The sequence below is a fragment of the Proteus faecis genome (genome assembly GCF_003144395.1).
Lineage (GTDB): Bacteria > Pseudomonadota > Gammaproteobacteria > Enterobacterales > Enterobacteriaceae > Proteus > Proteus faecis.
Map to the genome: position 1 here is coordinate 1 of NZ_PENZ01000018.1, position 3,200 is coordinate 3,200.

The 3,200-nt window shown below is 35.0% G+C and carries 6 protein-coding genes; 3 read left to right on the forward strand and 3 right to left on the reverse strand.

The genetic code is table 11. The features are described 5' to 3' along the window. Positions 1–165 (forward strand): isocitrate/isopropylmalate family dehydrogenase (locus DK858_RS05005; RefSeq protein WP_081705898.1); only part of this gene is annotated, 165 nt, incomplete at its 5' end. 115 nt (positions 166–280) lie between these two features. Further along, positions 281–955, forward strand: a complete 675-nt coding sequence (locus DK858_RS05010) for a hypothetical protein (RefSeq protein ID WP_004247842.1) — start codon at positions 281–283, stop codon at positions 953–955. On the opposite strand, the gene DK858_RS05015 is transcribed toward DK858_RS05010, so the two are convergent. Continuing rightward, the gene (locus DK858_RS05015) at positions 942–2,078 is read right to left on the reverse strand and encodes a site-specific integrase (RefSeq protein ID WP_109396450.1); all 1,137 of its coding nucleotides are present in this window, start codon (positions 2,076–2,078) and stop codon (positions 942–944) included. The genes DK858_RS05010 and DK858_RS05015 overlap by 14 nt on opposite strands. After that, a complete protein-coding gene (locus tag DK858_RS05020; protein WP_109396451.1) occupies positions 2,059–2,301 on the reverse strand; it encodes an excisionase in 243 nt (80 codons plus the stop codon). Before DK858_RS05020 ends, DK858_RS05015 begins: the two co-directional genes overlap by 20 nt. Before the next feature lie 172 nt (positions 2,302–2,473). On the opposite strand from DK858_RS05020, the gene DK858_RS18030 reads away from it, so the two are divergent. After that, entirely contained in the window at positions 2,474–2,635 is a 162-nt protein-coding gene (locus DK858_RS18030; RefSeq protein WP_162556659.1) for a hypothetical protein, read from the forward strand. On the opposite strand, the gene ssb is transcribed toward DK858_RS18030, so the two are convergent. Continuing rightward, positions 2,632–3,048, reverse strand: coding sequence for a single-stranded DNA-binding protein (ssb, locus tag DK858_RS05025; RefSeq protein WP_109396452.1), 417 nt, complete (start codon positions 3,046–3,048; stop codon positions 2,632–2,634). The two genes, DK858_RS18030 and ssb, sit on opposite strands and share 4 nt — an antisense overlap. Positions 3,049–3,200: the final 152 nt, after the last annotated feature.

Genomic DNA, 3,200 nt, shown 5'->3' on the forward strand with positions numbered 1-3,200 from the left:
ATGCTACGCCACATGGGTTGGACAGAAGCTGCTGACTTAATCATTAAAGGTATGGAAGGTGCGATTGCCGCTAAGACCGTAACTTATGATTTCGAACGTCAGTTAGAAGGCGCTAAATTGCTGAAATGTAGCGAGTTTGGTGACGCGATTATCAAACATATGTAATTGTTGATTTGATAAATAGTTAACGGGAGCTTATTAGTTCCCGTTTTTTATTGTCAATCTTGAAACGGTTATCAAAAAGTTATCAAAACGAATTATCAAAATGAAGGCTTAATTCATGAAGTTCTTTACTAAAAATAAGATGAAATTTAGTTTTGTTGTAATTTTTATTATATTGATGGTTGTTTATTTCTACTTTTATTTTTATGCAATGGCCGAAGACTCATTTTTCTCATTTTTTTCAGATAGCCTTCTACCTGAGCTTATAGGCGTATGTCTTGAGTTTATTGTTATATTGTTTTTTATTGATTATATTCAGAAAAAAGAGGAGAAGAATAGAAAGATTATTTCTGAAAAAAGATTAAGAGAAATTTTAATCTTTTTTTTAAGACATATTGATACATACCTACCAGAAGATATTAAGATAAGCATTGAGTATCCTAAAGGAGATAATAATAAAGATGAATTTTTATATGGGATACATTATGAAAAAAATCAAAAATACCTTGAAAGATTAATTGCATATTTTAAAGAGATTCAATTATCTAAAAATGATGAAAATAAGATAAAGGCCTTTTGTAAAAGAGAAATTGCAACTGTAAGGTGTTTAACCCCCGTTGTTGCTACTCTTCATGATCAAAATTTTAAATCATGGATTAGAATTATGTTTTATATGGATGCTATCATTGCTAATGAATATCCAGTAGAGGAAAGTATGGCTAAGATTATTAGCCATATGAAGAAGTTTGAAAAAGCGTCATTTGATAACGGTTGGCTTGTTAAAGATGATTAATGTTAATAACTAGCCAATCTTTTCCTCTATCATCATGATATCTATCGGTTTGCTGTTGGTTTTTATGACCCAGCAAATCTTTAGTGTTTATACCTTGTGCTCTATATAACCTTTCAGATAAAGATCGTTGTTCATGAAATGTTGCAGGTGTTCCTTCTCCCCAATCAATATCTGTTTTATTTCTCGCCTTTTTAAAGTTAGTCGTTAGCGTATTTGCAGTAACTTGATCACCACGTTTAGATTGTGAAGTGGTATGAAAATAATGAATAAGATAAGGGCTAATAACGCGATCACGGCAACGGGCAACAACATCACGTAATGACATATTTAATTGTTCAGAACGTAGTGATAATGGAATAGCTAATTTAGTACCCGTTTTCTCTTGAGTAATATGCAAATGATCATCCCAAATATCACTAAACTTCATTGCGGAAATATCACCTAATCGTTGGCCTGTAATAAGTGCAAGCAACATGGCATTTCCGACATAACGATGTTGTTTATCAGCAATCTCAAATATCTTTTTCCATTCATCAAAATTAAGGCGTTGGCGAGTTACTTTTCGTTTTGGTTGTTTAGTGGCAAGGGCAGGGTTGTAACCGGGAGGAACTTCACCTGCATGTTGTGCTTCTTTAAACACATCAATTAAAACAGAGCGAATAACTTGTGCCATTCTGTGCTGACCATTAGATTTATATTCATCCAAAATTTCAGCAATATCTCTGGCATCAACAGCAGGTAACGATTTCATGGATAAGGCTTGTCTCATTAAATCTACCGGCTTCCTTTTTTGTTTATAAGTATTCGGTTTTATATCACCTTCCTTTAAACGCTCTTCTTGAATAATCCAGTATTTATCTAACCAAGTATTAACCGTGATTTCCTTACCTTTAATTTTTGCTACCCGATCACTAATAGCCATAACTTGTCGGCTACGTTGTTCCGCTAACCTTGTGTTAGCTTCAATAGCGATTGCTTTCGCCTCGGCTTCATTGTCACCGAGGGCATGATATTTACCTGTTACAGGATGGCGATAACGCCAATAAACCTTGTTAGCTTTACGACTAAATAAAGGGTAAAGATTAGGGATATTGACGTTATTTTTACGAGGTCTGGCAGCCATCTTTGAGGATCCTTTGTAAAATAGGGTTATCGTTGCTATTGATAACCGGTGATGTCAAATTACCGACAAGGTCGGCATCTTCTCTCACGCGCCAAATGCCACCTTCTTTCCTTGCTGGTGGGTAGAACAGGCCACCACGAGCATATCGTTGTAGCGTTCCTAACTTTGGTGGGCGGCTTTTATATCTCTCTTGTGCCCACTCCTCTAAAGTCAACATTTGCATATTTTCTCTCCACACTGTCCGTACACAGTTTAAATAGATATTAGTTGATGCTAATAATTAGTAGCTATTTGTTGCTTACATATCTTAATAATTTAATTTAAGGTGAATAATTCGCTTGATTAACTAAGATATTTAGACAAAATGTAAATTTAACTCTAATTGAAATTTATATATGTTTGGTAATGGAAAAGAAAACAAAGATTTAAATGATGATTTTGAGCTAGATAAAATAGAAAAAATATCTAGTACATTACTTGATTTAGTAGTTGGTATATCACTAGTTTTTATTGTAACCATCGTTGTCTTTGTTATCGCTTTTACTTACTGTACTTAAAATGGAATATCATCAAAACCTACGGGTGGTTGTGATAGTGGTGTAGTCTGTGAAGTTGTCGATTTAATTGCACCACCTAGCATTTGCATTGAACCACCAACCTTTACAACAATTTCTGTCGTATAGCGTTTAACACCGTTATCATCCCATTCGCGCGTTTGTAGTTGGCCCTCAATATAAATTTGAGAGCCTTTGCACAAATAGCCACTGGCGATATCTGCAAGTTTTCCAAACAAAACAACACGATGCCATTCTGTTTTTTCGCGGTTTTCACCCGTTTGTTTATCACGCCATTTTTCACTTGTGGCCACAGCTAAATTGGCAACAGCACCACCAGAGGGAAGATAACGAATTTCAGGATCACGACCTAAATTGCCGATAAGAATTACTTTGTTTACTGATCCGTTAGCCATTTTCAGTTCCCTTATAAAGTTCATTAAAACGGCGGAGGAATAAGGCTTTTGCTTGTGGTGGTGTTAGTGGGTTAACAACAAAATCACTTGCTGGAATACCTTCAAGCATTAACCAGTTACTACCTGTATCAATTTCTAAATCACGCTTTTCT